Origin of the sequence: Streptococcus oralis (assembly GCF_001579525.1) — a bacterium.
GTDB lineage: Bacteria > Bacillota > Bacilli > Lactobacillales > Streptococcaceae > Streptococcus > Streptococcus oralis_M.
The window spans coordinates 422802-447847 of record NZ_KQ970789.1 but is presented as its reverse complement, the minus strand read 5'-3'; the positions used below and the strand labels follow the sequence as shown (position 1 = coordinate 447847).

The following is a 25046-nucleotide window of genomic DNA, read 5'->3' as shown; positions in this document are numbered from 1 at the left end:
TAATGACAACATGGTACGATTACATGGTGAGAGCTAGTGAACATGCTGGAAGTGACGGTGATTTGTGGTTTCGCTATCTTTATAAGGTCATTAAAGATGAGGAGACTAAACTAACTACTGATGATGTAGAGCAATTGTTGAAAAATCCTACCTTAACACCTTTTCAAAAAATAACCCTTCAAGATGCTTTAACAGAAGGTACACATACAAGAGAACACGTTTTGCAGGCGAACCGTAAAAGTCAGCCAAAAGATATTTTGAAACTCTTTAGAGAGGGTAACTATGGATAAGAAAGTTTTATTTGAGGCTCTCAATACAGAATTAGCTAAGGAAAATATTGACCTAGAAATTATCTGTGTTGGTGGTTTTGTTCTGGAGTATTACAATCTCCGAGGAACACAAGATGTAGATGCCTTTTATCAAGAAGATGCTAAAATCAGAAGCATTATTGAGAAAGTTGGCGATGATTTTGGTGTGAACGAACCTGAAGAATTATGGTTGAATAATAACGTTGCCAATATGAATAGAGTACCTCCAAGGTCAATCTGTGAGAAAGCATTTAGCTATTCAAATTTGACTGTTTTTGTACCGCCATTATCCTACATTCTTGGTATGAAGCTAGAAAGCGGACGAGATAGAGATAGGTAGGATGCAGGAGATATCATTAAGTTAGTCAAAATCCGTTCCATAAAAGATGTTACCAACAAGCTCAAAGAATATGGTTTTCAACCAGACCTTTCATTGATATTGGAAGTATTTGAGATAGCCTATGGTATGGAATGGTTAGCAGAATACATGACCGAACATCCAGATGAATTGAGATAAACTAAAAGACGATTTCCGCTTGGAAGTCGCCTTTTTTGATATTCTCGTAAGCACTATATATTGTATCTAGTGTAAACTGGTATATAGTTCCCTATTTTAATTTTCTAAACATTTTCTTTTCTTTTGCTGAAAATTTCAATAAGTGTTATTATACTGCTTTGAAAAAATGCAGTCAAGGGAGAATGATCGGTATTAGAATATTTTTATAAGCCGGGGGATGCTATTTTTGGTATAATAGATGGAAGAAAATGAGGTTAGAAGAGATGATTTTTGATACGCACACACATTTAAATGTAGAAGAATTTGCAGGACGTGAGGCCGAAGAAATCGCCTTGGCTGCTGAGATGGGTGTGACACAGATGAATATTGTTGGTTTTGATAAGCCAACCATTGAACGAGCCCTAGAATTAACAGATGAGTATGAGCAACTCTACGCAACTATTGGCTGGCATCCGACGGAAGCAGGGACTTACACAGATGAGGTCGAAGCTTACTTGCTTGAAAAACTAAAACATCCCAAGGTTGTTGCCTTGGGGGAGATTGGTCTGGACTACCATTGGATGACAGCACCTAAGGAAGTACAGGAGCAGGTTTTTCGTCATCAGATTCAGTTGTCTAAGGACTTGAATTTGCCTTTTGTGGTCCACACTCGTGATGCGCTAGAAGACACTTATGAGATTATCAAGAGTGAGGGCGTTGGTCCTCGTGGTGGCATCATGCACTCATTTTCAGGCTCTCTCGAGTGGGCTGAGAAGTTTGTCGAGCTTGGCATGACCATTTCTTTCTCAGGAGTGGTGACCTTTAAGAAAGCAACGGATATCCAAGAAGCTGCTAGAGAGCTTCCTTTGGATAAAATTTTGGTAGAAACGGATGCGCCCTATTTAGCTCCAGTACCAAAGCGTGGCCGTGAAAACAAAACAGCCTACACACGCTATGTGGTGGACTTTATCGCCGACTTGCGTGGGATGACGACTGAGGAGTTAGCCGCAGTAACGACTGCAAATGCAGAGCGTATCTTTGGATTGGACAGAAAGTGATGAAAGAAAAAATTTCCCAAGTCATCGTGGTTGAAGGTCGCGATGATACGGCCAATCTCAAACGTTACTTTGATGTGGAGACCTATGAGACACGAGGATCGGCAATCAATGATCAAGATATAGAGCGAATTCAACGCCTGCATGAACTGCATGGGGTCATTGTCTTTACAGATCCTGACTTTAACGGTGAGCGCATTCGTCGCATGATTATGACGGCTATTCCAACAGTGCAGCATGCCTTTCTCAAGCGAGATGAGGCTGTTCCCAAATCTAAGTCCAAGGGACGTTCTCTGGGAATTGAACACGCCAGCTATGAAGACCTAAAAACAGCGCTGGCTCAGGTGACAGAGCAATTTGAAAACAAGAACGAGTTTGACATCAGTCGTGCTGACTTGATTCGCCTAGGTTTCCTAGCGGGAGCAGACAGCCGTAGACGCCGAGAGTATCTAGGCGAACAGCTCCGCATCGGCTATTCCAACGGCAAGCAACTCCTTAAGCGGTTGGAATTGTTTGGCGTGACTTTGGCGGAAGTTGAAGAAGTGATGGAGAGGTATTTTCAAGAATAAAATAAGATTTGTCAAGTTATTTGCTAGCCTTTTGTTCTTGTATCATGATGAGACTGCAAAAGGCTGGAATGAATTTTTTTGCAATCTAAAAAAGTACTAGGAAATGAAAAAGAGGTCAGACCCATGAAGAAAGTCATTATTACAGGCGGCAACAGTGGCATTGGCTATCAGGCTGCCAGGCAGTTGGCCGACAAAGGCTGGCAGGTCAACCTTTTCTGCCGCAATCAAGCAAGGGCTAATCAAGCCTGCAAAAATCTAGTCCGTCAAACGGGAAATCCGCATATCAGCTACTATCTGGTCGATCTGGCTGATATGGCCAGTGTTCGGCAGGCAGCAGCGGCCTATATCGAGCAGGAAGGGTCGCTGGATGTGCTGATTCATAATGCGGCTGATTTTGATTTATCGGTAAAAAAGCCCATCCTTACAAAGGATGGACTGGAAAAGCAGTTTGCGACCAATGTAGCTGCACCTTTTCTCTTGTCCAATCTTTTAAGGGGCTTGCTGGAGGCTTCCTCTGATGGTCGAATCATCGCTATTTCCTCTCAGGGTCTCATGCTCTATCCTTTTATCAAGCTGGATTTTGATAACCTGAAGGGTCAAAAGCATTACAGCCCCGCCAAGACCTATTATCAGAATAAACTGGCCTTGTTGATGTTGTCGCTTTATATGCGGAAACATTGGAAAGGTATCAAGGTTCAGGCAATCCGTGTGACCAATGTCAAAGTTGATATGCGCCGCTATGATCACCTCAGCACTGTTATGAAAAATTTGTATAAAATCAAGTCAAGATTTTCGATTAGCCCGGAAGAAATGGTCAAAGTCTACACAGCCTTATCTACAGAAGATGGATATGACGGTTTTTTGTATGACGAGAAATGCAGGGAAGTAAAAGCAAATAGATCTGCTTACGAAGAAGAGGAGCAAGCAAAACTCTATTCCTTACTTGAACAACTGACCTTTTCAAGAGACAATCTATAAAGAATTAGAAAAATAAATTTTATGCTTACTTCAAGAGTGGAAAGAAATTTAGATATCGAAATCTGTTTGGAGAGTTCTGAAAAGTGATAACAATAACCAGATAACCCGAAAATATAAGGGGAATGTGTTACAATAGAGGTACTTAGATTTATTTTGATAGCGTTAAAATAGAAACTTATAAGGACAGAACGAAATGAAAATCCGAGTTGACAGAGATTCTGTGTGTATTGGGGATGATGTATTGCCCCATGAGACAGAATTTGAGATTTCTGAAGATATGACGGTGAAAGAATTTTTTGACTCTCTAGAAAAGGAACGTTATTTGCCGTCTGTTCAGGGAAATAATGTGGCCTGGGAACTCCGTAATCGAAATGGGGAACAAGGTGTTTATTTCACTAAAACACGAGAGATTATCCATTCAGATGCGGTCTTAAAAGAAATGCTGGAAGGAATTACTGAGATTCCCTTATTTGTTTTGCTCTATCATTATACCCCGGAAGCATACTATATTTAGAAAAGAGAATAGATGAGAATTGCAGATTATAGCGTGACCAAGGCAGTGCTGGAGCGTCACGGTTTTACCTTTAAAAAGTCCTTCGGACAGAATTTCCTGACGGATACCAATATCCTTCAAAAAATCGTGGATACAGCTGAAATTGACGATCAGGTTAATGTCATCGAAATCGGGCCAGGGATTGGTGCCTTGACAGAATTTTTGGCTGAGCGTGCAGCTCAAGTTATGGCCTTTGAGATCGACCACCGTTTGGTACCGATTTTGGCAGATACCCTGCGTGATTTTGACAATGTGACAGTAGTCAACGAGGACATTCTCAAAGTTGACTTGGCCCAGCATATCCAGAATTTCAAAAATCCAGACCTGCCCATTAAGGTGGTAGCCAACTTGCCTTACTACATTACGACGCCTATTCTTATGCATTTGATCGAGAGTGGCATTCCTTTTAGTGAGTTTGTCGTTATGATGCAAAAAGAAGTGGCAGATCGTATCTCCGCACAGCCAAATACCAAGGCTTACGGTAGTTTGTCGATTGCTGTCCAGTATTACATGACAGCCAAGGTTGCCTTTATCGTGCCTCGTACGGTCTTTGTGCCAGCGCCAAACGTGGACTCGGCTATCCTGAAAATGGTACGCCGCCCAGAGCCGGCTGTAGCAGTAACAGACGAGAACTTCTTCTTTAAGGTTTCCAAGGCTAGTTTCACTCATCGCCGCAAGACCTTGTGGAATAACCTGACAGGCTACTTTGGCAAGACTGAGGAAGTCAAGGAAAAGTTGACCAAGGCTTTAGATCAGGCGGGCTTGTCACCAAGTGTACGTGGAGAAGCTCTCAGCTTGGCAGAATTTGCTAGCCTAGCAGATGCGCTTAAAGGACAAGGATTCTAAGATGCAGGGACAAATCATTAAAGCCTTGGCGGGCTTCTACTATGTGGAGAGTGAGGGTCAAGTTTACCAGACGCGTGCGCGCGGAAATTTCCGTAAAAAAGGCCACACACCCTATGTCGGGGACTGGGTAGACTTTTCTGCGGAGGAAAATTCTGAAGGTTATATCCTCAAAATTCACGAACGGAAAAACAGTCTAGTTCGTCCGCCTATTGTCAATATTGACCAAGCTGTGGTGATCATGTCGGCTAAGGAGCCGGATTTTAATAGCAATTTGCTGGATCGCTTCTTGCTTCTCTTGGAACACAAGGGCATCCATCCTGTTATCTATATTTCTAAAATAGATTTGCTAGAAGATAGGGAAGAATTAAGTTTTTACCAGCAGACCTATGGTGACATTGGCTATGACTTTGTGACCAGTAAGGAAGAACTCCTGCCCTTGTTAACAGGCAAGACTACAGTCTTTATGGGACAGACAGGTGTTGGGAAGTCAACCCTTCTCAATAAAATCGCACCGGACCTCAATCTTGAAACAGGAGAGATTTCAGACAGTCTAGGTCGTGGGCGTCATACCACTCGTGCAGTTAGTTTTTACAATCTCAATGGGGGTAAAATTGCAGATACACCAGGTTTTTCATCGCTAGATTATGAAGTGTCAACGGCTGAAGAGCTGAACCAGGCCTTTCCAGAGATTGCCTCTGTAAGTCGAGACTGCAAGTTCCGTACTTGTACGCATACTCATGAGCCATCTTGTGCAGTGAAACCAGCAGTAGAAGAGGGCATCATTGCAAACTTCCGTTTCGACAACTATCTGCAATTCCTCAGTGAGATTGAAAATCGCAGAGAAACCTATAAAAAAGTCAGCAAAAAAATTCCAAAATAAGGAGAAACCTATGTCTCAATACAAGATTGCTCCGTCAATTCTGGCAGCAGATTATGCCAACTTTGAACGTGAAATCAAGCGCCTAGAAGCAACTGGGGCAGAGTATGCCCATATCGATATCATGGATGGTCATTTTGTGCCACAAATCAGTTTTGGTGCAGGTGTGGTCGAGGCTCTTCGCCCTCATAGCAAGATGGTTTTTGACTGCCACTTGATGGTAGCAAATCCTGAACATCATTTAGAAGACTTTGCGCGTGCAGGTGCAGACATCATCAGTATTCATGTAGAAGCAACGCCTCATATTCATGGTGCCCTCCAAAAAATTCGTTCTCTAGGGGTCAAACCTTCGGTCGTTGTCAATCCTGGTACTCCGGTTGAAGCTATCAAACACGTACTTCACCTAGTTGATCAAGTCTTGGTCATGACGGTTAATCCTGGCTTCGGTGGTCAAGCCTTTCTGCCTGAAACCATGGATAAGATTAGTGAGTTAGTTGCCCTTCGTGAGGAAAAAGGTTTGAACTTTGAAATTGAGGTCGATGGTGGGATTGATGACCAGACCATTTCTCAGGCTAAAAAAGCTGGAGCGACCGTTTTTGTAGCAGGATCCTATGTCTTTAAGGGAGATGTCAATGAACGAGTGCAAACTCTCAGAAAACAATTGGACTAGGGTTGCCGTTTTTGCAGGCGGAGATCGCGGTCATTATCGGACAAATTTTGATTGCTTTGTCGGTGTGGATCGCGGCTCGCTCTGGGTCTTGGAAGAAAATTTGCCTCTTGCTCTAGCAGTTGGAGATTTTGATTCGGTAACTGCAGACGAACGTCAGTTGATTCAAAAACGAGCCCTGCGCTTTGTACAAGCTCAGCCAGAAAAGGATGACACCGATTTGGAATTGGCTCTCTTGACCATCTTTGAACAAAATCCTCAAGCTCAGGTCACTATTTTCGGTGCTCTTGGTGGTCGCATAGACCATATGCTAGCCAATGTCTTTCTGCCTAGCAATCCCAAATTAGCACCCTATATGCGCCAGATAGCGATTGAGGATGGACAAAACTTGATTGCCTATTGTCCAGAAGGGATCAGTCAGTTACAGCCCCGTTCAGACTACGATTATCTAGCCTTTATGCCAGTTCGGGATAGCCAGCTGACTATTCTTGGTACCAAGTACGAATTGACAGAGGAGAATTTTTTCTTTAAAAAAGTGTACGCTTCTAACGAATATATAGATAGGGAAGTTTCGGTGACTTGCCCAGATGGTTATGTGGTCGTGCTGCATAGCAAGGACAGGAGGTAGGATGGAAAGTTTACTTGTTCTATTATTGATTGCCAACCTAGCTGGCCTCTTTCTCATTTGGCAAAGGCAGGATAAGCAGGAAAAACATCTAAGTAAGAGCTTGGAGGATCAGGCAGATCACTTGTCAGATCAGTTGGATTATCGCTTTGAACAAGCCAGGCAAGCCAGCCAGTTAGATCAAAAAGATTTGGAAGTGGCTGTCAGTGACCGTTTGCAAGAAGTGCGAATGGAGTTGCACCAAGGTCTGACTCAGGTCCGTCAAGAAATGACAGATAATCTCTTGCAAACTAGAGATAAGACCGACCAACGTCTTCAAGCCTTGCAGGAATCAAATGAGCAACGTTTGGAACAAATGCGCCAGACGGTCGAAGAAAAACTAGAAAAGACATTGCAGACACGATTGCAGGCTTCCTTTGAGACAGTTTCCAAACAACTGGAGTCTGTCAATCGTGGTCTTGGAGAAATGCAGACAGTTGCCCGTGATGTTGGTGCACTTAACAAGGTTCTCTCTGGAACCAAGACGCGAGGAATTCTGGGCGAATTACAACTGGGGCAAATCATCGAAGACATCATGACCCCTGCCCAGTACGAACGAGAATATGCAACGGTTGAAAACTCCAGTGAACGAGTGGAGTATGCCATTAAGTTGCCTGGACAGGGTGACCAGGAATATGTTTACTTACCGATTGACTCCAAGTTTCCACTGGCAGATTATTACCGTCTAGAAGAAGCCTATGAAGCAGGTGACAAGGATGAGATTGAACGCTGTCGTAAGTCGCTCCTAGCAAGCGTCAAACGATTTGCCAAGGATATCAAGAGCAAGTACATAGCACCGCCTCGGACAACCAATTTTGGAGTTTTGTTTGTTCCGACAGAAGGTCTTTATTCAGAGATCGTCCGCAATCCGGTCTTCTTTGATGATTTGAGACGGGAAGAGCAGATTATCGTTGCAGGACCAAGTACCCTGTCAGCTCTACTAAACTCCCTATCAGTTGGCTTCAAGACTCTCAATATCCAAAAGAGTGCCGACCATATCAGTAAGACCCTTGCTAGCGTTAAGACTGAGTTTGGCAAGTTTGGTGGCATTCTGGTTAAGGCACAAAAACACCTCCAACATGCCTCTGGCAATATTGATGAATTATTAAACCGTCGTACCACAGCTATCGAGCGGACGCTCCGTCACATTGAGTTATCAGAAGGTGAGCCTGCGCTTGATCTACTCCATTTCCAAGAAAATGAGGAAGAATATGAAGATTAGTCACATGAAAAAAGATGAGCTGTTTGAAGGCTTTTACCTAATCAAGTCAGCTGACCTGAGGCAAACTCGAGCTGGGAAAAACTACCTAGCCTTTACCTTCCAAGATGATAGTGGCGAGATTGAAGGGAAACTCTGGGATGCTCAACCTCATAACGTTGAGGCCTTTACCGCAGGTAAGGTTGTCCACATGAAAGGACGCCGAGAAGTTTATAACAACACCCCTCAAGTCAATCAAATTACCCTTCGCCTGCCTCAACCTGGTGAACCCAATGACCCAGCTGATTTCAAGGTCAAGTCACCAGTTGATGTCAAGGAAATCCGTGACTATATGTCGCAAATGATTTTTAAAATTGAAAATCCTGTTTGGCAACGGATTGTCCGAAAGCTCTACACCAAGTATGATAAGGAATTTTACTCCTATCCAGCTGCCAAGACTAATCACCATGCCTTTGAAACGGGTTTGGCTTATCATACGGCGACCATGGTGCGTTTGGCAGATGCTATTAGCGAAGTTTATCCTCAGCTCAATAAGAGCCTGCTCTATGCGGGGATTATGCTGCATGACTTGGCTAAGGTCATCGAGTTGACGGGACCAGACCAGACCGAGTACACAGTGCGAGGTAATCTTCTTGGACATATTGCTCTGATTGATAGCGAAATTACCAAGACAGTTATGGAACTCGGTATCGATGATACCAAGGAAGAAGTCGTTTTGCTCCGCCACGTCATCCTCAGTCACCACGGCTTGCTTGAGTATGGAAGTCCAGTCCGTCCACGCATCATGGAGGCAGAGATTATCCATATGATTGACAATCTCGATGCCAGCATGATGATGATGACAACAGCTCTTGCTTTGGTGGACAAAGGAGAGATGACCAATAAAATCTTTGCTATGGACAATCGTTCCTTCTATAAACCAGATTTAGATTAATAATTTAAGAAAAACGAGCATTTTTTACGCAATAATGTTCGTTTTTTTATGTGAATGTGGTATAATGGATAAAATATCAAAATTAAATGGAATGGTAAATAAAAATGAAATTAAGAAGAAGTGATCGGATGGTTGTCATTTCCAACTATTTGATTAATAATCCATACAAACTAACCAGTCTCAACACCTTTGCAGAAAAGTACGAATCTGCTAAATCATCGATTTCAGAGGACATCGTGATTATCAAGCGTGCCTTTGAGGAAATTGAAATCGGCCATATTCAGACTGTGACTGGAGCAGGTGGTGGCGTTATCTTTACACCATCAATCTCGAGTCATGAAGCCAAAGAAATGATCGCAGACTTGCGTGACAAACTTTCAGAAAGCGACCGTATTTTGCCAGGTGGCTACATCTACCTGTCTGATTTGCTCAGTACACCTGCCATTTTGAAAAATATTGGGCGCATCATTGCCAAGAGCTTTATGGACCAAAAAATCGATGCCGTTATGACAGTAGCGACTAAAGGTGTGCCACTCGCAAATGCAGTTGCCAATGTCCTCAATGTTCCATTTGTCATTGTGCGTCGTGACTTGAAAATTACCGAAGGTTCAACGGTCAGCGTCAACTATGTTTCAGGTTCCAGCGGTGACCGTATTGAGAAAATGTTCCTTTCAAAACGTAGCCTCAAGGCAGGCAGTCGTGTCTTGATCGTGGATGACTTCTTGAAAGGCGGCGGAACGGTCAACGGGATGATTAGTCTCTTGCGTGAGTTTGACTCTGAACTGGCTGGTGTTGCAGTCTTTGCAGACAATGCCCAAGAAGAACGTGAAAAGCAGTTCGATTACAAGTCACTCTTGAAGGTTACCAATATTGATGTTAAGAACCAATCCATCGATGTTGAGATTGGCAATATCTTTGACGAAGACAAATAAGAGATAGAACTAAAGGTTGGAACGATTGTCCCAGCCTTTCTTTGCAAACAGAATAGAAGGATGCTTATGAAAACACCATTTATCAGCCGTGAAGATTTAGAAACAATTGTTGCAGAGTTCCCGACTCCCTTCCACTTGTATGACGAGAAGGGGATTCGTGAAAAAGCAAAAGCGGTCAACCAGGCCTTTTCCTGGAACAAGGGCTTTAAGGAATATTTTGCAGTTAAGGCTACTCCAACCCCAGCCATCTTGAAAATCCTCCAAGAGGAAGGTTGTGGTGTGGACTGTTCTAGTTACGTGGAGCTCTTGATGAGCCACAAACTGAATTTCCCCGGTTCTGAGATTATGTTCTCTTCTAACAACACGCCAGACCAAGAGTACGCCTATGCGCGTGAATTGGGTGCGACCATTAACTTGGATGCCTTTGAAGATATTGAACATCTAGAGCGTGCAGCAGGCATTCCAGAAATCATCTCTTGTCGTTACAATCCTGGCGGTGTTTTTGAACTGGGAACAGACATCATGGACAATCCTGGAGAAGCCAAGTTTGGGATGACCAAGGACCAGCTTTTTGAAGCCTTTGCCATCTTGAAGGAAAAAGGGGCCAAGACTTTTGGGATTCACTCCTTCCTAGCATCCAATACCGTGACCCATCTCTACTACCCAGAGTTGGCGCGTCAGCTTTTTGAATTGGCTGTTGAGATCAAGGAAAAGTTGGGTATTTCGCTAGACTTTATCAATCTTTCCGGCGGTATTGGTGTCAACTATCGTCCAGACCAGGAGCCAAATGACATTGCTGTGATTGGTGAGGGAGTTCGTAAGGTTTATGATGAAGTCCTTACGCCAGCAGGTCTTGGTCAGGTTAAAATTTTCACCGAATTGGGCCGCTTTATGTTAGCCCCTCACGGAGCTTTGGTCACAAGAGTCACTCATAAGAAAAAAACCTACCGTACCTATCTAGGTGTGGATGCTTCAGCAGTCAACCTCATGCGCCCAGCCATGTATGGAGCCTACCACCATATCACCAATCTGACCCATCCAGACGGAGCTGTTGAGGTGGTAGACGTGGTCGGTTCACTCTGTGAAAACAATGATAAATTTGCAGTGAACCGCGAACTACCTTATACAGAAATCGGTGATTTGCTAGTGATTCATGATACAGGTGCACATGGATTCTCCATGGGTTACCAGTACAATGCCAAACTACGCTCGGCAGAAATCCTCTATACCGAAGAAGGGAAAGCCCGTAAAATCCGCCGTGCAGAGCGCCCTGAGGACTATTTCGCGACCTTGTATGGTTTTGATTTTGAATCGGATCAGTAAAAGAAATTGAAAATGAAAGTGAAAAACAGATTGCTTTCTAAAAAATAGACAAAAAAACCTTGTTTTTCACCTTACTCGTGATATAATAAAACTATAAAACGGTTTCAAGGAAGGTGACGATATGTCTGAAGAAACAATTGACTATGGACAAGTGACAGGAATGGTGCATTCGACAGAGAGTTTTGGGGCGGTAGATGGCCCTGGGATTCGTTTCATTGTCTTTTTGCAGGGCTGTCACATGCGTTGCCAGTACTGTCATAACCCCGATACATGGGCTATGGAGACCAATAAATCACGCGAACGGACAGTAGACGATGTCTTGACAGAAGCTCTTCGCTACCGTGGTTTCTGGGGAGACAAGGGAGGAATCACTGTTAGTGGTGGAGAAGCCCTCTTACAGATTGATTTCCTAATTGCCCTCTTTACCAAGGCCAAGGAAAAAGGAATCCACTGTACCTTGGATACCTGTGCCCTTCCGTTCCGTAATAAACCACGTTATCTCGAAAAATTTAATAAACTCATGGCGGTGACAGACTTGGTTCTCTTGGATATCAAGGAAATCAACGAAGAACAGCACAAGATTGTCACAAGTCAAACCAATAAAAACATCTTGGCCTGTGCCCAGTACCTATCAGATATTGGGAAACCTGTTTGGATTCGCCACGTTCTCGTACCAGGATTGACAGACCGTGATGAAGATTTGATTGAACTTGGTAAATTCGTTAAAACCCTCAAAAACGTTGACAAGTTTGAAATCCTACCTTATCATACGATGGGAGAATTCAAGTGGCGTGAACTTGGGATTCCTTATTCGCTCGAAGGGGTCAAACCTCCAACAGCAGACCGTGTCAAGAATGCCAAGGAATTGATGGATACAGAAAGCTACCAAGACTACATGAAACGTGTTCATGGATAAAAAGAAGCCTGATGGAGACATCGGGCTTTTGTGATAAAAAAAGACTTAGCCTTTCAGCTAAGCTTTTTTCTTATTTTCTAGAATGTTGTTTACCAGCATTGCGTTTTTTATGTTTCTTGTTAGTCATGATCGCAGTTGCTTGGTTTGGAGTGACATCTTTGCGTCCGCCTCCAGTTGAAAATGAGCTTGCTTTTGGTGGATTTTTAGCAAATTCTTCACGTACTTTTTGACGGAGTTTTGGACGAACAACATAGTTAACGATGAACTGTTGGAGAATCATCATGAAACCACCGACAACCCAGTAAAGCGTCACACTGGCTGGTGAGAAGAAGGAGAAGACGACAATCATAAGTGGGCTCATGTAAATCATTTTCTTGAGCTGTTCTCTTTGCATTTCATCTTCTACTCCATGAAGTGAGAGGAGTGATTGGAGGTAGTAGAGGACACCAGCAAAGGCTACGAGGATCATACTTGGTGAACCAAGATCGATACCCAAGAAGGTAGAGCTAGCTACCCCTTCAGTGAGCTGGGCTGCAAAGTAGATAGCAGAGAAGAAAGGCATTTGAATGAGGATAGGGAAACATCCTACACCACCAAACATGCTGATACCGTGTTCTTTCTGAGTATCCCAGAGAGCTTGTTGCGCTTCTAGTTTTTCTTCTTGAGTTGTTGCCTCTTTGAGACGTGTTTGGTGTGGTTCGAGTACGTGTTTGAGGGCGTTCATCTTTTCAGAGTGAAGTGTCGCCTTCCATGATTGGTAGATACCAAGTGGCAAGATAATCAAGCGCACGATAATGGTTACGATAATGATAGCGACCCCGAAGCCTAGACCTTTATCAGTAGCGAAGTACTTGATAGCTTCTCCCATCGGAGCACCCAAGAAATCCCAAACGGGACCAATTGGCTTACCTGTTGCTTTGTCTACTTGGACACAGCCTGACAAGACGAGTAGCATAGCCACTCCCATAGCAGAGAGGGCAAAACGTTTAATAGATTTCAATGTATTCATTCCTTCTTTAAAAATTATACCTTTCTATTCTACTGTTTTTTTGTAAAATATACAATAGTTCTAGAGACCTAATTTGCGACTTTGAAGTCCGAATAGGATGAAAAGTTGCTCATTTGTACATCTAGATAGGTAACTTTTGAAAAAGGTGTCGGACCTTTTCGGATCTCTTGGATAAATTTTGCCATAGTGGCAGAGGAGTCTGCCTGAGCGAGAATTTCCACTGTGCCATCGTCGTTATTCCAGACACGACCAGTGATGCCACCGATTTCAAGAGCTAAAGTATAAACACCCCAGCGAAAACCAACACCCTGCACCCTGCCTTGGGCAATCATTCTAACCTTTTGCATACTAAACCCCTTTGATTGTGTTATAATATTTCTATGACTATTATAACCTCAAAAGCCAATTCAGTGGTAAAAAATGCCAAGAAATTGCATCAAAAAAAATATCGAAAGTCTGCTTATTTGATTGAAGGTTGGCACTTGTTTGAAGAAGCTGTTCAAGCTGGAGTGAGGATTGAGAAGATTTTTGCTCTGGAAAGTTACCGAGATCAGCTAGCTGCCTTTCCTCAAACTGTCTGGGTTTCAGAGGAGATTTTGCTAGATTTGGCAGATACGCAAACTCCTCAAGGGATTGTTGCAGTGATTCAAAAAGAAGAAGTGGGACTGCCTGATTTTCGTCAGGGCAAGTATCTATTTTTAGAGGATGTTCAAGATCCTGGTAATGTGGGTACCATGATTCGGACGGCGGATGCGGCAGGTTTTACAGGGGTTATTGTTTCAGACAAGTCAGCGGATATCTACAGTCTCAAGACCCTACGTTCCATGCAAGGAAGTCATTTTCACTTGCCTATCTATCGTATGCCTCTTACCAGCTTTGTAGAAGAGGCAAAGAAGAGCAATTTGCCCATTCTAGCAACGACCTTATCGAGAGATTCAAAGGATTATCGTGAGCTTTCTTCACTAGAGAACTTTGTTTTAGTCATGGGAAATGAAGGGCAGGGGATTAGTTCTGTCATGGCTGAGAGTGCTGATCAGCTGGTTCATATAGGCATGAAAGGTCGAGCAGAAAGCCTCAACGTGGCAGTTGCAGCAGGCATTTTGATGTTTTATTTCAGCTAATTTATAAAATCTTTGTTATAATCAAGACATATTTATAGAAAAAGGAGAATCAGAATGAATCAAACGATTATTCAAGAACGTTCAGGTCTCAATCAATTTTACGCCAAGGTTTACGCCTTTGTGGGACTTGGGATTGGTCTATCGGCTCTCGTGTCAGCTTTGATGTTGACGGTCTTTCAGTCCCAATTGGTCTACTTTTTAATGCATGGCCGTCTCTGGTTGATGATTGCAACTTTTGCAGAACTTGCTCTAGTCTTTGTTGCAAGTAGCATGACTGCAAAAAATAGCCCAGCAGCTCTGCCGGTATTTCTAGTATACTCCCTACTGAATGGCTTCACCCTTAGCTTTGTCGTAGCCTTTTATACACCAGGGACCGTCTTATCAGCCTTTGTATCCAGTGCCCTTCTCTTCTTTGTCATGGCGGCAATCGGAATTTTCACCAAGAAAGATTTGAGTGGAATGGGTCGAGCTCTGATGGCTGCGCTTGTCGGGTTAATTATTGCCATGGTCGTCAACCTCTTTATAGCCAATAGTTTCTTTGACTACATGATTAGTATTGCCATGGTCTTGGTTTTCTCAGGTTTGATTGCTTGGGACAACCAAAAGATTCGATATGTTTATGAGCAGTCACGAGGGCAAGTAGCGACAGGATGGGTCATCTCAATGGCGCTCAGCATCTATCTAGACTTTATCAACCTCTTCCTTAGCATCCTACGAATCTTTGGTCGAAACGATTAATGAATGACAGAGTCAGTGTTCAAAAGAGCACTGACTTTTTCTTATTTACTCTTTTCTTTTCTTGGAAATAGGTGTATAATGCTTTTAACTAATTTTTGAGGAGCTGTTTATGAAGAAAAGTTTTATTCATCAACAAGAAGAAATTTCCTTTGTGAAGAACACTTTTACCCAGTATTTGAAAGATAAACTAGAAGTCGTTGAAGTTCAGGGACCTATCTTGAGTAAGGTCGGGGATGGGATGCAGGACAACCTGTCAGGTGTCGAAAATCCAGTATCCGTCAAGGTTTTGCAGATTCCAGATGAAACCTATGAGGTCGTTCACTCACTTGCCAAATGGAAACGCCACACCTTGGCTCGTTTTGGTTTCGGTGATGGGGAAGGCTTGTTTGTCCACATGAAGGCTCTGCGCCCAGATGAAGATTCGCTAGATGCGACCCACTCAGTTTATGTCGACCAGTGGGACTGGGAGAAGGTTATCCCAAATGGTCAACGCAATATCGCCTATCTCAAAGAAACTGTTGAGAAGATTTACAAGGCTATTCGTCTGACAGAGCTAGCCGTAGAAGCCCGCTATGATATCGAATCCATCTTGCCAAAACAAATCACCTTTATCCATACAGAAGAGTTGGTGGAACGCTATCCAGATCTAACACCGAAAGAGCGTGAAAATGCGATCTGTAAAGAGTTTGGTGCAGTCTTCTTGATTGGTATTGGTGGCGAGTTGCCTGACGGAAAACCTCATGACGGCCGTGCACCTGACTACGATGACTGGACAACAGAGTCTGAAAATGGCTACAAGGGGTTGAATGGGGATATTCTCGTTTGGAACGAATCTCTTGGTTGTGCCTTTGAACTTTCATCAATGGGGATTCGGGTAGATGAGGATACCCTCCGTCGCCAAGTGGCTCTTACGGGAGACGAAGATCGTCTAGAATTGGAATGGCATAAAGCCCTGCTTAACGGCCTTTTCCCACTGACAATCGGTGGGGGTATCGGACAGTCTCGGATGGCCATGTTCCTTCTTCGTAAGAAACACATCGGAGAGGTCCAGACCAGTGTCTGGCCTCAAGAAGTCCGCGATACGTACGAAAATATTTTGTAGAGAATCGAACCGCAAGGTTCGGTTTTCTTTCTCTTTTTTCCCATAATTTGGTATAATAAACGGTATGAAAATCGTATCAGGAATCTACGGAGGGCGTCCCCTCAAGACGCTAGAAGGCAAGACGACGAGGCCGACATCAGATAAGGTGCGTGGAGCTATCTTTAACATGATAGGTCCCTATTTTGAGGGTGGTCGTGTCTTGGATCTCTATGCTGGCAGTGGTGGTTTATCCATCGAGGCAGTCTCGCGTGGGATGTCCCATGCTGTCTTAGTGGAGCGGGATCGAAAGGCACAAGGTATCATCGTTGAAAATATCCAAATGACCAAGGAAGTTTCCAAATTTCAACTCTTAAAGATGGAGGCTGAACGGGCCTTGGAGCAAGTGAATGGTCCCTTTGACCTGGTCTTTTTAGACCCTCCCTATGCCAAGGAGCAAATCGTTGCAGATATCGAGAAAATGGCAGAAAGAAACCTTTTCTCCGAAGAGGTCATGGTTGTCTGTGAAACCGATAAATCTGTAGAACTTCCAGAAGAAATCGCCTGCTTAGGCATCTGGAAGGAAAAAATATATGGGATTAGTAAGGTGACAGTCTATGTCAGATAAAATTGGATTATTTACAGGTTCATTTGATCCGATGACAAATGGACATCTGGATATCATTGAACGTGCCAGCAAACTCTTTGATAAGCTCTATGTCGGGGTGTTCTACAATCCCCACAAACAAGGTTTTCTCCCCGTTGAAAACCGCAAACGGGCAGTCGAAAAAGCGGTGGCGCATTTAGATAATGTAGAGGTGCTGGCTTCTCATGACCAACTAGTCGTCGATGTTGCAAGAAGACTGAGTGCTAAGACCCTTGTCCGTGGCTTGCGGAATGCCACCGACTTGCAATACGAGTCTAGTTTTGACTACTACAATCATCAACTGGCTCCAGAAATCGAAACCATTTACCTATATAGTCGCCCAGAGCATCTTTATATTAGCTCTTCAGCCATGAGAGAACTTCTGAAGTTTGGTCAGGAGATTCAAGAGTATGTCCCAAACAGTGTTGTGGAGGAATTAGAACATGAAGAAAAAAACTAGATGGCCCTTATATGTCATCCTAGCACTAGTATTGACTTTTTTAGCCTTTGTAGTACCTTTACCTTACTACATAGAAGTTCCAGGTGGAGCGGAAGATATTCGTCGCGTTTTGAAAGTCAATGAAACAGAAGACACAGAAGCAGGAGCTTACCAGTTTGTAACAGTCGGCATTCGACACGCAACCTTGTCCCATCTCGTCTATGCTTGGTTAACTCCTTTTACAGATATTCGAAGTGCCAAGGAAACGACAGGTGGATCCACAGATGCCGAGTTTATGCGGATCAATCAGTTCTATATGCAGACATCGCAAAATATGGCTAAGTATCAAGGACTGAAGACGGCTGGTAAGGATATCGAACTCAAGTACTTGGGAGTTTATGTCTTAACTGTGACGGATAATTCGACTTTTAAGGGCATTCTGAACATTGCAGATACAGTGACGGCTGTTAATGATAAGACCTTTGACAGTTCAAAAGACTTGGTCGACTATGTCAATTCTCAACAATTAGGGGACACGGTCAAGGTGACCTATGAAGAAGACGGAAGAGTTAAGACTGCTGAAGGTAAAATTATCACTCTCGAAAACGGAAAAAACGGGATTGGGATTGGCTTGATTGACCGTACGGAAGTGACCAGTGATGTTCCCATTCGCTTCTCCACAGCTGGTATCGGCGGTCCAAGTGCCGGTCTCATGTTTAGTCTCGCTATTTACACCCAGATAGCAGATCCAGGACTTCGTAATGGCCGCATCGTTGCGGGAACGGGAACTATTGATCGCGATGGAAATGTTGGCGATATCGGTGGAATTGACAAAAAAGTGGTTGCAGCCTCTCGTCAGGGAGCCAACATCTTTTTTGCTCCTGACAATCCAGTCACCGAGGAAGCAAAAAAAGCAGATCCCAATGCGAAAAGCAACTATGAAACAGCCCTAGAAGCTGCCAAAACGATCAAAACAGAGATGAAAATCGTTCCCGTTAAAACCTTGCAGGATGCAATTGATTACCTTAAAAACAATCCCTAATTCGTAGAAAAATTGAAAACTAGCGCGCAAGCGGATAAGATGGTATAATAGTCAAATGGTTCAATTATTATTCACTCTAAGTAGTCATATACTCTTTATTTATTTGAGTTTTTACCTTTTGAAGGATCTTGTGAGATGGGAAAAGGTTTTAAAAGTGACCGCTACTAACACAAAAAAGGTTCGTTTGTTGGTAGGCTTCTTTAGTATTGTGATGGGCTACATCTTGAGTTCATTCTTTATCAGTTTATACCAACTGTGGCAAGAAGCGCTTAGAGGACTATTATAAAATCAAAAGTAAAGGAAACAGCTATGGAAAAAATTGTGGTTCAAGGCGGGGATAATCGTCTGGTCGGGAGTGTGACCATCGAGGGAGCAAAGAATGCCGTCTTGCCCTTGTTGGCAGCGACTATTCTAGCAAGCAAGGGTAAGACAGTCTTGCAGAACGTCCCAATCTTGTCAGATGTTTTTACCATGAATCAAGTGGTTCGAGGTCTGAATGCCAAGGTGGACTTTGATGAGGAAGCTCATCTTGTCGAAGTCGATGCGACTGGTGACATCACGGAGGAAGCTCCTTACAAGTATGTCAGCAAGATGCGTGCATCGATCGTTGTCTTGGGACCAATCCTTGCTCGTGTAGGCCATGCCAAGGTATCCATGCCAGGTGGCTGTACCATTGGGAGTCGCCCAATCGATCTCCACCTCAAGGGCTTGGAAGCTATGGGAGCTAAGATTAGCCAGACAGCTGGTTACATCGAAGCCAAGGCAGAACGCTTGCATGGCGCTCATATCTATATGGACTTCCCTAGTGTTGGCGCGACACAAAACCTGATGATGGCAGCGACGTTAGCTGATGGTGTGACTGTTATTGAAAATGCTGCGCGTGAGCCGGAAATTGTTGACCTTGCTATCCTTCTTAATGAAATGGGGGCCAAGGTCAAGGGAGCTGGTACTGAAACAATTACAGTGACTGGTGTTGAGGAACTCCATGGAACAACTCATAATGTGGTACAGGACCGTATCGAAGCTGGAACCTTTATGGTGGCGGCAGCCATGACTGGCGGTGATGTCCTCATTCGAGATGCAGTCTGGGAGCATAATCGTCCCTTGATTGCCAAACTCCTTGAAATGGGAGTAGATGTAACAGAGGAGTCGGAAGGCATTCGTGTCCGTTCTCAACTGGAAAATCTTAAAGCTGTTCATGTAAAAACCTTGCCACATCCAGGATTCCCGACAGATATGCAGGCTCAATTTACAGCCTTAATGACTGTTGCAAAAGGGGAATCCACCATGGTAGAAACGGTATTTGAGAATCGTTTCCAACACTTGGAGGAAATGCGCCGTATGGGCTTGCATTCAGAGATTATCCGTGACACGGCTCGTATTGTTGGGGGACAGGCTTTACAGGGGGCAGAAGTTCTTTCAACGGACCTTCGCGCTAGTGCTGCTTTGATTTTGACAGGTCTGGTGGCGCAAGGAGAAACAGTTGTTGGTAAATTAGTCCACCTTGACAGAGGTTACTACCGCTTCCATGAGAAGTTAGCTCAGCTAGGAGCGAAGATTCAGCGGATTGAGGCAAATGATGAAGAAGAATAAAAATATACGTTATGTACTCCGTCGCTTACTGTTGATTATTATCGTACTCTTGCTGGGACTCCTTGCTTTAGGAATCGGCTTGATGATTGGCTACGGGATTCTAGGAAAGGGACAGGATCCATGGGCGATTTTATCTCCAGCGAAATGGCAAGAATTGATTAGTAAATTTACAGGAAATTAGACTGGGAGACCAGTCTTTTTCTAAAGAAATAAGGAGAAAAATGGACAAAAAAACAAGACAAGCTCTGATAGGGTTACTTCTATTCTTACTCTTGGCTGCTGGAAGCTACTATATCAAGCAGATGCAGACAGCGCCAAACTCCCCTAGAACAAAGGTTAGTCAGAAAAAACAAGCTTCAGAAGCTCCCAGTCAGGAGCTAGCTGAAAGTGTCTTAACCGAGTCGCTCAAAAACCAAATCAAGGGGGGGCTCGAGTGGAATGGAGCAGGGGCCTTCATTGTCAATGGCAATAAAACCAATCTAGATGCCAAGGTTTCTAGCAAACCCTATGCGGATAATAAGACAAAGACAGTGGGAAAAGAAACAGTCCCAACTGTTGCCAATGCCATCTTATCCAAAGCGACTCGTCAGTATAAAAATCGTGAAGAGACTGGCAACGGATCCACCTCCTGGACGCCACCAGGATGGCATCAGGTCAAGAATCTAAAGGGAACCTACACACATGCAGTTGATAGAGGACACCTGCTGGGCTATGCCTTGATAGGTGGTTTGGATGGTTTTGATGCCTCTACCAGCAATCCCAAGAACATTGCAGTCCAGACAGCTTGGGCAAACCAAGCGCAGGCTGAGGATTCGACAGGTCAGAACTTCTATGAGAGTCTAGTCAGAAAAGCCTTGGACCAAAATAAGAGGGTCCGTTATCGGGTGACACTCCACTATGCGACAAATGAGGATTTAGTTCCATCCGCTTCACAAATCGAAGCCAAGTCTTCAGATGGCGAATTGGAATTCAATGTCCTAATCCCCAATGTTCAAAAAGGAATCCAGCTTGATTACCGAACAGGGCAAGTAACAGTGACGGATTAGAAACAATAGATACTATAAAAACAGCTCCTTTGTCTTCTAGAGGCAGGGGAGTTGTTCTTTAAATGAAAAATAATGTGAATCCTGAGGGATTTTATGATATAATGGAACACAAGATACTATTTTAGGAGAAGGACTATGGAAGACCCGAGCAGTCAGAATTTGTTGTTACAATTTGTATTGTTATTTATCTTGACCCTGTTAAATGCTTTTTTCTCAGCCACTGAAATGGCGATGGTGTCACTAAACCGTTCCCGAGTGGAGCAAAAGGCAGAAGAGGGAGACAAACGTTACATTCGTTTGTTAAAGGTACTTGAAAATCCTAACCACTTTTTATCAACGATTCAAGTCGGTATCACCTTGATCACGATCTTGTCAGGGGCTAGTTTAGCAGAAACGCTAGGACGCGAAATTGCATCTTGGATAGGAAATAGTGAAACAGCTTACGCTATTGCAAGTTTTCTATCTTTAGCGTTTTTGACCTACATTTCTATTGTTTTTGGGGAACTCTATCCCAAGAGAATCGCTCTAAATCTGAAAGATACCTTGGCCATCCGAACCGCACCAGTCATTATTGGCTTGGGGAAAATTGTCAGCCCCTTTGTTTGGCTTCTGTCGGCTTCAACTAATTTGTTGAGTCGTGTGACGCCAATGACCTTTGATGATGCTGATGAAAAGATGACACGTGATGAAATAGAGTACATGCTCACCAATAGTGAAGAAACACTGGATGCAGATGAGATTGAAATGCTACAGGGAATCTTTTCTCTAGATGAACTAATGGCTCGTGAGCTAATGGTACCTCGTACAGATGCCTTTATGGTAGATATTCAGGATGACAGTCAAACGATTATCCAAAGTATTCTAAAGCAAAATTTCTCACGTATCCCTGTTTACGATGGGGATAAGGACAATGTGATTGGTTTGATTCATACCAAGCGTTTGCTAAACGCCGCCTATGCAGATGGCTTTGAAAATATTGTCTGGAAACGAATCCTCCAAACACCACTATTTGTGCCTGAGACCATCTTTGTGGACGACCTCCTTAAAGAGCTTCGAAATACCCAAAATCAAATGGCCATCTTACTAGACGAATACGGTGGTATGGCTGGTTTGGTAACTCTGGAAGACCTCTTAGAAGAAATTGTCGGTGAGATCGATGATGAGACAGATAGGGCAGAAATCGAAGTCCATCAAATCGGTGAGGACACCTATATTGCACAGGGAACCATGAATCTTAACGACTTCAATGACTACTTTGGTGTCGAACTAGAAAGCGATGATGTGGATACCATCGCTGGTTACTATTTGACGGGTGTTGGTACGATTCCAACAACTGAAAAAATCAGTTATGAACTGATCAGTCAAAACAAGCAAATCGTCCTGACCAATGATAAGGTGAAAAATGGACGTGTTACCAAGGTAAAAGTTCAAATCACAGAACTAGAACCTGAAGAAGAAACAGAATAAAGCAGTGACTTGAGTCACTGCTTTATATTTCCCCAAATTCGCCCCAAAAGTTTTTCGAAGTTACTCGTATTTATCTGAAGAAAAAATAAAAAAGCCCGATTTTACGGGCTTTTCATCTGGATAATTCCTGTTAATTCAGATACTGAAAGGCGGTAGACGGATTTGAACCGACGATCAAGCTTTTGCAGAGCCGTGCCTTACCACTTGGCTATACCGCCACAACGTTTATTATTATACCGTGAAAATTGTCAAACGTCAACAGTTTCTTTTTTGAAAATTGAAATTTAAGAAAGTAAGTTCGAATAAAAGCAAAGAAAAAGAGGGAGTCTTATAAAACAAATCAAAATTTTTTGAGTTATAAATTTTATTTACACTTTAATAAAATGAAACAAAGAATAGGGAAATTCGACAAATAAAAGTTTTTTGTGAACTTGCGCCTAAATATTCTGAAAATTCGTTTACTTTTTAGATAACATATGTTATAATTGACAGTAAATCTAAAATTTTTAATAGGAGTACATACATGAAAAAAGGCAGAGTATTAACAGTAGGTGTGAGCCTTCTTGCAGCAGGTTTTTTAGTGGCGTGTGGTTCATCAACTAACTCAGCACCTAAAACATATAACTATGTCTATCAAGCAGACCCAGAAACATTAGATTATATTGTATCTGGGAAGAATAGTACAGTTGTTGCAACTACAAATGGTGTCGATGGTTTGCTGACCAATGACAAATACGGCAACCTTGTTCCAGGTATGGCAGAAAGCTGGACTGTGTCTCAAGACGGCTTGACGTATACTTATAAAATCCGTGAAGGAGCGAAATGGTATACATCTGATGGTGAAGAATATGCACCGGTAACTGCTAAGGACTTTGTTGCAGGGGTTAAGCATGCTGCGGATGCTCAGTCAGAGGCGCTTTATCTTATCCAAGACTCTATCAAAGGGTTGAGCGACTATATTACAGGAGCAAATACAGACTTTTCAAATGTTGGGGTTAAAGCAGTTGATGACCATACTCTTGAATACACCTTGACGCGCCCGGAACCATATTGGAACTCTAAAACGGTTTACTCTATTTTGTGGCCAGTTAATGAGGAGTTTATGAAGTCTAAGGGAAGTGATTGGGCAAAACCTACAGATCCAACTTCAATCCTTTATAACGGTCCATTTGTTCTTAAATCATTGACAGCTAAGTCATCTATCGAACTAGCTAAAAACGAAAATTACTGGGATAAAGAGAATGTTAAAATTGATGGAATCAAGTTGGCTTACTTTGATGGATCAGATCAAGAGTCCCTAGAACGTAACTTTACAGACGGTTCTTATAACCAAGCGCGCTTATACCCTACAAGTTCCAACTATTCTAAAGTAGAAGAAAGCTATAAAGACAACATTTTCTACACTCAACCAGGTTCTACTATTGCTGGAGCTGGTGTCAATATCGATCGTCAGAGTTACAATCATACGTCTAAGACAACAGACGAGCAAAAAGAATCAACTAAAAAAGCTCTTCTAAACAAGGATTTCCGTCAGGCGATTAACTTTGCTATAGACCGTAAGGCGTTCTCAGCTCAGGTAAATGGTGAAGAGGGGGCGGCCCTAGCTGTTCGTAACCTTTTTGTTAAACCAGACTTCGTTACGGCGGGAGAAAAGACCTTTGGCGACTTAGTGACTGAAAAAATAGCTACTTATGGCGATGAGTGGAAAAATGTAAACTTCGCAGATAGTCAGGATGGACTTTTCAACGCTGATAAAGCCAAGGCTGAATTTGCTAAAGCTAAAGAAGTACTTCAAGCCCAAGGTGTACAATTCCCTATCCATTTGGACGTTCCAGTCGACCAAACCGCTAAATCATCAGTTGCCCGAGTACAATCTCTCAAACAGTCAGTTGAGACAGTGCTGGGTTCTGAAAATGTCGTTGTTGATATCCAACAAATGACTACCGATGAGCTTCTCAATATCACATACTATGCAGCGAGTGCAACAGCAGAGGATTGGGATCTTTCAACAGCAGTTGCTTGGGGACCTGACTATGAAGATCCATCTACTTACCTAGATATTCTCAAAACGACAGATAGTGAACATACTAAGACTTACATGGGATATGACAATCCAGATAGTCCAGCAGCAGCACAGGTTGGTCTTAAAGAATATGATAAACTTGTAGATGAGGCAAATGCTGAAACAACTGACTTAAATACTCGTTATGAGAAATACGCAGCAGCACAAGCATGGTTGACAGATAGTTCTCTCTTTATGCCAATAATGGTGAATAACGGTGCAGCTCCATTTATCTCACGCATTGTTCCTTTCTCAGAACCGTATGCTCAGTCTGGAAATAAGGCTGGTAATGTCTACTTCAAAACGGTTGAAATTCAAGACAAAGTAGTTACTAAGACAGAGTATGATCAAGCTCGTGAGAAATGGTTGAAAGAGAAGAAAGAATCAAACGAAAAAGTTCAAAAAGAATTGGCTAACCACGTTAAATAAATAACTCTCAAGAGAACTTTCTCTCCATGAGGAGAAGGT

General features: G+C 43.1%; 27 protein-coding genes, 1 tRNA gene and 2 pseudogenes. 27 read left to right on the top strand and 3 right to left on the bottom strand.

The window, feature by feature from the left end; translation table 11 throughout:
- Positions 1-2: 2 nt before the first annotated feature.
- From SORDD25_RS05685 to pflA, 15 genes and pseudogenes are all read left to right on the top strand, one after another.
- Positions 3-290 (top strand): hypothetical protein, encoded by a 288-nt coding sequence (locus tag SORDD25_RS05685; protein ID WP_020902550.1) that lies wholly within the window; start codon positions 3-5, stop codon positions 288-290.
- Positions 283-825: pseudogene (locus SORDD25_RS05680) on the top strand (DUF6036 family nucleotidyltransferase). The gene SORDD25_RS05685 and the pseudogene SORDD25_RS05680 overlap by 8 nt, the downstream one beginning before the upstream one ends.
- Positions 826-1088: 263 nt before the next feature.
- On the top strand, positions 1089-1862 hold the full coding sequence (locus SORDD25_RS05675) for a TatD family hydrolase (protein WP_061852949.1): 774 nt from the start codon (positions 1089-1091) through the stop codon (positions 1860-1862).
- Positions 1862-2428, top strand: coding sequence for a ribonuclease M5 (rnmV, locus tag SORDD25_RS05670; RefSeq protein ID WP_061852948.1), 567 nt, complete (start codon positions 1862-1864; stop codon positions 2426-2428). The genes SORDD25_RS05675 and rnmV overlap by 1 nt, the downstream gene beginning before the upstream one ends.
- Before the next feature lie 123 nt (positions 2429-2551).
- Positions 2552-3406: an SDR family NAD(P)-dependent oxidoreductase gene (locus SORDD25_RS05665; protein ID WP_061852947.1), complete on the top strand. Its 855-nt coding sequence runs from the start codon at positions 2552-2554 to the stop codon at positions 3404-3406.
- Between the two features lie 193 nt (positions 3407-3599).
- Positions 3600-3936, top strand: a pseudogene (locus SORDD25_RS05660) (hypothetical protein).
- Positions 3933-4805, top strand: a complete 873-nt coding sequence (gene rsmA, locus SORDD25_RS05655) for a 16S rRNA (adenine(1518)-N(6)/adenine(1519)-N(6))-dimethyltransferase RsmA (RefSeq protein ID WP_061852945.1) — start codon at positions 3933-3935, stop codon at positions 4803-4805. The pseudogene SORDD25_RS05660 and the gene rsmA overlap by 4 nt, the downstream one beginning before the upstream one ends.
- A gap of 1 nt (position 4806) precedes the next feature.
- Positions 4807-5685, top strand: coding sequence for a ribosome small subunit-dependent GTPase A (gene rsgA, locus SORDD25_RS05650; protein ID WP_061852990.1), 879 nt, complete (start codon positions 4807-4809; stop codon positions 5683-5685).
- A 10-nt stretch (positions 5686-5695) separates the two neighbouring features.
- Positions 5696-6352, top strand: a complete 657-nt coding sequence (gene rpe, locus SORDD25_RS05645) for a ribulose-phosphate 3-epimerase (protein ID WP_061852944.1) — start codon at positions 5696-5698, stop codon at positions 6350-6352.
- Positions 6315-6977, top strand: a complete 663-nt coding sequence (locus tag SORDD25_RS05640) for a thiamine diphosphokinase (RefSeq protein ID WP_061852943.1) — start codon at positions 6315-6317, stop codon at positions 6975-6977. Before rpe ends, SORDD25_RS05640 begins: the two co-directional genes overlap by 38 nt.
- Position 6978: 1 nt before the next feature.
- Positions 6979-8235 (top strand): DNA recombination protein RmuC, encoded by a 1257-nt coding sequence (locus tag SORDD25_RS05635; RefSeq protein ID WP_061590035.1) that lies wholly within the window; start codon positions 6979-6981, stop codon positions 8233-8235.
- Complete coding sequence (locus SORDD25_RS05630) at positions 8225-9166, top strand: 3'-5' exoribonuclease YhaM family protein (RefSeq protein ID WP_061852942.1); 942 nt, start codon at positions 8225-8227, stop codon at positions 9164-9166. Before SORDD25_RS05635 ends, SORDD25_RS05630 begins: the two co-directional genes overlap by 11 nt.
- A gap of 104 nt (positions 9167-9270) precedes the next feature.
- Complete coding sequence (gene purR / locus SORDD25_RS05625; RefSeq protein WP_002874197.1) at positions 9271-10098, top strand: pur operon repressor; 828 nt, start codon at positions 9271-9273, stop codon at positions 10096-10098.
- Between the two features lie 66 nt (positions 10099-10164).
- Complete coding sequence (locus SORDD25_RS05620) at positions 10165-11421, top strand: diaminopimelate decarboxylase (protein ID WP_061852941.1); 1257 nt, start codon at positions 10165-10167, stop codon at positions 11419-11421.
- A gap of 121 nt (positions 11422-11542) precedes the next feature.
- On the top strand, positions 11543-12337 hold the full coding sequence (gene pflA, locus SORDD25_RS05615) for a pyruvate formate-lyase-activating protein (RefSeq protein WP_001288281.1): 795 nt from the start codon (positions 11543-11545) through the stop codon (positions 12335-12337).
- Between the two features lie 70 nt (positions 12338-12407).
- On the opposite strand, the gene yidC is transcribed toward pflA, so the two are convergent.
- Complete coding sequence (gene yidC, locus SORDD25_RS05610) at positions 12408-13337, bottom strand: membrane protein insertase YidC (protein WP_061852989.1); 930 nt, start codon at positions 13335-13337, stop codon at positions 12408-12410.
- A gap of 77 nt (positions 13338-13414) precedes the next feature.
- Complete coding sequence (locus tag SORDD25_RS05605; protein ID WP_001174620.1) at positions 13415-13693, bottom strand: acylphosphatase; 279 nt, start codon at positions 13691-13693, stop codon at positions 13415-13417.
- Positions 13694-13726: 33 nt separating this feature from the next.
- Between SORDD25_RS05605 and SORDD25_RS05600 the strand changes: the two genes are divergently transcribed.
- The 11 genes from SORDD25_RS05600 (at position 13727) to SORDD25_RS05555 (ending at position 22516) form a co-directional block, all read left to right on the top strand.
- Positions 13727-14467, top strand: coding sequence for a TrmH family RNA methyltransferase (locus SORDD25_RS05600; RefSeq protein ID WP_061852940.1), 741 nt, complete (start codon positions 13727-13729; stop codon positions 14465-14467).
- A 54-nt stretch (positions 14468-14521) separates the two neighbouring features.
- Positions 14522-15205 (top strand): Bax inhibitor-1/YccA family protein, encoded by a 684-nt coding sequence (locus tag SORDD25_RS05595; protein ID WP_061852939.1) that lies wholly within the window; start codon positions 14522-14524, stop codon positions 15203-15205.
- 109 nt (positions 15206-15314) lie between these two features.
- Entirely contained in the window at positions 15315-16307 is a 993-nt protein-coding gene (gene asnA, locus SORDD25_RS05590; RefSeq protein ID WP_061852938.1) for an aspartate--ammonia ligase, read from the top strand.
- A gap of 64 nt (positions 16308-16371) precedes the next feature.
- Complete coding sequence (gene rsmD, locus SORDD25_RS05585; protein WP_061852937.1) at positions 16372-16911, top strand: 16S rRNA (guanine(966)-N(2))-methyltransferase RsmD; 540 nt, start codon at positions 16372-16374, stop codon at positions 16909-16911.
- Complete coding sequence (gene coaD / locus SORDD25_RS05580) at positions 16901-17389, top strand: pantetheine-phosphate adenylyltransferase (RefSeq protein WP_061852936.1); 489 nt, start codon at positions 16901-16903, stop codon at positions 17387-17389. The genes rsmD and coaD overlap by 11 nt, the downstream gene beginning before the upstream one ends.
- The gene (locus SORDD25_RS05575; protein ID WP_061852935.1) at positions 17373-18410 is read left to right on the top strand and encodes a SepM family pheromone-processing serine protease; all 1038 of its coding nucleotides are present in this window, start codon (positions 17373-17375) and stop codon (positions 18408-18410) included. Before coaD ends, SORDD25_RS05575 begins: the two co-directional genes overlap by 17 nt.
- Positions 18411-18465: 55 nt before the next feature.
- Positions 18466-18696 (top strand): DUF1146 family protein, encoded by a 231-nt coding sequence (locus tag SORDD25_RS09125; RefSeq protein ID WP_002892633.1) that lies wholly within the window; start codon positions 18466-18468, stop codon positions 18694-18696.
- A gap of 23 nt (positions 18697-18719) precedes the next feature.
- Complete coding sequence (gene murA / locus SORDD25_RS05570) at positions 18720-20003, top strand: UDP-N-acetylglucosamine 1-carboxyvinyltransferase (RefSeq protein ID WP_061852934.1); 1284 nt, start codon at positions 18720-18722, stop codon at positions 20001-20003.
- The gene (locus SORDD25_RS05565; RefSeq protein ID WP_061852933.1) at positions 19990-20184 is read left to right on the top strand and encodes a DNA-directed RNA polymerase subunit beta; all 195 of its coding nucleotides are present in this window, start codon (positions 19990-19992) and stop codon (positions 20182-20184) included. The genes murA and SORDD25_RS05565 overlap by 14 nt, the downstream gene beginning before the upstream one ends.
- 40 nt (positions 20185-20224) lie before the next feature.
- Positions 20225-21049, top strand: coding sequence for a DNA/RNA non-specific endonuclease (locus SORDD25_RS05560; RefSeq protein WP_061852932.1), 825 nt, complete (start codon positions 20225-20227; stop codon positions 21047-21049).
- A gap of 135 nt (positions 21050-21184) precedes the next feature.
- Positions 21185-22516 (top strand): hemolysin family protein, encoded by a 1332-nt coding sequence (locus SORDD25_RS05555; RefSeq protein WP_061852931.1) that lies wholly within the window; start codon positions 21185-21187, stop codon positions 22514-22516.
- Between the two features lie 147 nt (positions 22517-22663).
- Here the strand turns inward: SORDD25_RS05555 and SORDD25_RS05550 are convergent.
- Positions 22664-22734, bottom strand: a tRNA-Cys gene (locus tag SORDD25_RS05550).
- Between the two features lie 305 nt (positions 22735-23039).
- Between SORDD25_RS05550 and SORDD25_RS05545 the strand changes: the two genes are divergently transcribed.
- Positions 23040-25007, top strand: coding sequence for a peptide ABC transporter substrate-binding protein (locus tag SORDD25_RS05545; protein WP_061852930.1), 1968 nt, complete (start codon positions 23040-23042; stop codon positions 25005-25007).
- Positions 25008-25046: the final 39 nt, after the last annotated feature.